Raw genomic sequence first — 3,348 nt, 5'->3', positions numbered from 1 at the left:
GCAGGTGCGAAACCCCGCAAGGGAAAGAAGCAGAAACCTAAATCGTGAGGTTTGGGAATCACCGTCCGTTTACGGCGGTGAGGATGTCAACCTGAGTAAACCGAGAAACTTTCTGGCAACCGCAGTTAATCGCCCCCTGTTTAAGCTATTTAGGGCTTGCTGAATAATGGTAAAACCCTTTTAAAATAAGGCTTTTGACCTGTTAAAATCCGATGTTCATGCTGCGAAAATCGGATTGGGACCATCAAAAACCTGGCATTATCCTTATTGTAGTACATAAGTTGGTACAAAAAAGAGAGGGCAACAAAGCCTGAAACTCCCGACGACCGGCTACTGACGACCGGCTACTGACTCCTAACCCCACCAACAAACTTTTTCAGCAAACCCTAGTTCTTTTTTTGACCTGAAACTACCCCGAAGTTTCCTGACACGGCAGCCCAACCATCTCCCCTTAACCGTTGCTGCTCCCCAGATTATCCCCTAGGTTTTGTATAAATTTATACCCGACAAAAATAGTCGGGTATATTTGACACCAAGATTTTGGGGGTGATAGGATGCTTCTAGATTCAGTTGACGGCAAGACAGGAAAATCATGACTCTAGCGACAAACATCGAAACCTCAAAATTCATCCCCACCTTTACCCGCTTGGTTTCTAAGGAAGGAGGGACTTCCTACCCCCTGAAAGCGCTGAATATCTGCGAAGAAACCTTTGCACCTCTGGAAGTGGACTACGATTACGACCTCATCCGTCGCACCGTCACCAGAGAAAGCATTCAAGCAGGTCCCAATTCCATCTGGCGCTATCGTTCCTTTTTGCCGGTGGAAAGTGAAAATCCTATCGATGTGGGTACGGGTATGACTCCCCTAGTTAAATCCCACCGTTTAGCCCGGCGCTTGGGTCTAAAAAATCTCTACATTAAAAATGATGCCGTCAATATGCCCACTCTCAGCTTCAAAGATAGAGTGGTATCCGTCGCCCTTACCCGGGCCAAAGAATTAGGTTTTACCACCGTTTCCTGTGCTAGTACGGGAAATCTGGCCAATTCCACCGCCGCTATTGCCGCTCACGCTGGTTTAGACTGTTGTGTTTTCATTCCCTCCGATTTAGAAGCGGGTAAAATTCTCGGCACCCTAATCTATAATCCCACGGTAATGGCGGTCAAAGGCAATTACGATCAAGTTAACCGTCTCTGTTCAGAAGTGGGCAATACCTACGGTTGGGGTTTTGTTAATATTAATCTGCGTCCCTACTATTCCGAAGGTTCCAAAACTTTAGGCTTTGAAGTGGCCGAACAATTAGGCTGGAAACTCCCCGACCATATTGTCGCACCTTTAGCCAGTGGTTCCCTCTTTACCAAAATTTATAAAGGCTTCCAAGAATTCATTAAAGTCGGTTTGGTGGCAGATAAAGCAGTGCGTTTTAGTGGCGCTCAAGCGGAGGGTTGTTCCCCCATTGCCCAAGCTTTCAAGGAAGGACGGGATTTTGTCGCCCCAGTTAAACCCAATACTATCGCCAAATCGATCGCTATTGGTAATCCCGCCGATGGTGTTTATGCCCTGGATATTGCCCGTAAAACCGGCGGTAATATTGAATCCGTTACCGATGCCGAAATTATCGAAGGTATTAAACTTTTGGCAGAAACGGAAGGCATTTTCACGGAAACCGCGGGCGGTACGACCATCGCTGTCTTGAAAAAATTAGTAGAAGCGGGTAAAATCGACCCCGAAGAAACCACGGTCGTTTATATTACCGGTAATGGTCTAAAAACCCAAGAAGCGGTACAGGGTTATATCGGTGAACCCCTATTAATTGAACCGAAATTAGAAAGCTTTGAACGGGCCCTGGAACGTTCCCGCACCCTGGAACGCCTCGAATGGCAACAGGTTCTCGTCTAGAATTGGTAACGGGAGATTGATAATTATCTCCCCCGTTAGATGATAGCTACCGTCCTTTCCACTTTTTCCTTGATATCTATGGCTGTAAAAGTTCTCATTCCTACTCCCCTGCAAAAATTTACAGAAAATAACGCTACCATCGAGTGTAGTGCTAGTAGTGTCGGTGATTTAATTGAATCCTTAGAAGCAAGTTTCCCCGGTATTAAAGCCCGCTTATGCCTTGAAGATGGTACACCCCGGCGCTTTTTAAATTTCTACGTCAACAGTGAAGATATTCGCTTCCTCGATGGGACAAAAACCCCCTTAGAAGATGGCGATGAAGTCAGTATCGTTCCTGCGGTAGCTGGAGGTTAACCTCCCTATAAGTTTGTTTTCCGTCAATTGTAATTAAACCCCTAGAAAGTGATGTTTTCTGGGGGCTTTTATTCAGGTAAGTTCTAAGCTGCCCGCGCATTTAAATTGCCTTTTGTCTCTCCTGATATGTTACCTATACTCAACGGATTTAGTAAGTAGCGTAACCCATGCGGGCGTTGGGTTTCATGCTTCAACCCAACCTACGTTCTACTAATCTTTGTGTCCTTTGTGCCTTTGTGGTTGTTCATTAGTTATATTTAATCGACACCCAACGCATCTTTTGCCTTTTAACGTGACACATTTTATCCATTTTCACATTATTATAAGCTGAGACACATTTGGTCAATTGCCATAGAAGTTCTCATCTAAGATTTGCTCTGGCAAGAAAGGACAAATTTGAGGATAATCATTTTCTGGGGGAATCCGAACACCAAATTGAGCGAGTTTCCCTTCCTTAATTGCCACTTGACGAGCATCTGGATAAGCTTCCTCGATAGCAGTTTCTAGATAGTATTTGAGAGAAGGAGTATCGCGTAAGTTTTTCTGAATGCGCTGACGATGCTCAATAATAGAACAATACCAGCTATCCTTCATTGATGGCGGTGCGTCGTGCTGTACTTTTAATTTGAGCAAGTGAGCCAAAAGAATCATCAAATTACTTTCTAAACTTCTTTTTTCCGATTTTCCCAAATCGGTTAACTCCTCAATTAAGTTATCAGTATCCAGCGCAGCAAATTCCCGCTTCTGTAAGTGATTAATTGTTGTTGCGAGCCACAATTGAAAATCTTGTTCGTAGAGAGTCTTGGACATAGCGATAAGTTGTTCGTTCGAGTCAATAACTAGATTGGTAACTAAGCGGATACAATTCTCAAGGCGTTGCTAATTTCTAGCTTCCCTTGTAGTTTACCAAAAAATCACCTAAAATGGAAACTATCTGTATCCCTTGCTGACTGCCTATGGCTCCCTACACCATTTTCTACCATCTTTGAGCAAACCGGCGAAAGATAAGGAATTAAAACTATGCCTTTAAGTTGGAATGAAATTAAAAATCGCGCAATCGCTTTTCAAAAAGAGTGGCAAGGAGAGACTTCAGAAAA

3 protein-coding genes are annotated in these 3,348 nt (G+C 44.0%); 2 read left to right on the top strand and 1 reads right to left on the bottom strand.

The features are described from left to right. The first annotated feature begins 592 nt into the window (after window positions 1-592). Entirely contained in the window at window positions 593-1,897 is a 1,305-nt protein-coding gene (gene thrC, locus BGL89_RS06665) for a threonine synthase (protein WP_193961737.1), read from the top strand. Window positions 1,898-1,975: 78 nt separating this feature from the next. Next, window positions 1,976-2,251, top strand: coding sequence for a MoaD/ThiS family protein (locus tag BGL89_RS06660; RefSeq protein WP_286825021.1), 276 nt, complete (start codon window positions 1,976-1,978; stop codon window positions 2,249-2,251). A 342-nt stretch (window positions 2,252-2,593) separates the two neighbouring features. Here BGL89_RS06660 and BGL89_RS06655 read toward each other — a convergent pair whose 3' ends face one another. Further along, window positions 2,594-3,061 carry a DUF29 domain-containing protein gene (locus BGL89_RS06655; RefSeq protein ID WP_286825020.1) on the bottom strand — a complete coding sequence of 156 codons (468 nt, stop codon included), beginning with the start codon at window positions 3,059-3,061 and terminating at the stop codon, window positions 2,594-2,596. Window positions 3,062-3,348: the final 287 nt, after the last annotated feature.

It is taken from the genome of Microcystis sp. LSC13-02 (assembly GCA_002282935.1).
Taxonomy (GTDB): Bacteria; Cyanobacteriota; Cyanobacteriia; order Cyanobacteriales; family Microcystaceae; genus Microcystis.
This window is presented reverse-complemented; position numbering and strand designations above follow the sequence as displayed.

Excerpts from the sequence above, each read along its gene's own strand:
- BGL89_RS06655 (WP_286825020.1), bottom strand. The coding sequence starts at position 3,061 with ATGTCCAAGACTCTCTACGAACAAGATTTTCAATTGTGGCTCGCAACA.
- thrC (WP_193961737.1), top strand. The coding sequence starts at position 593 with ATGACTCTAGCGACAAACATCGAAACCTCAAAATTCATCCCCACCTTT.
- BGL89_RS06660 (WP_286825021.1), top strand. The coding sequence starts at position 1,976 with ATGGCTGTAAAAGTTCTCATTCCTACTCCCCTGCAAAAATTTACAGAA.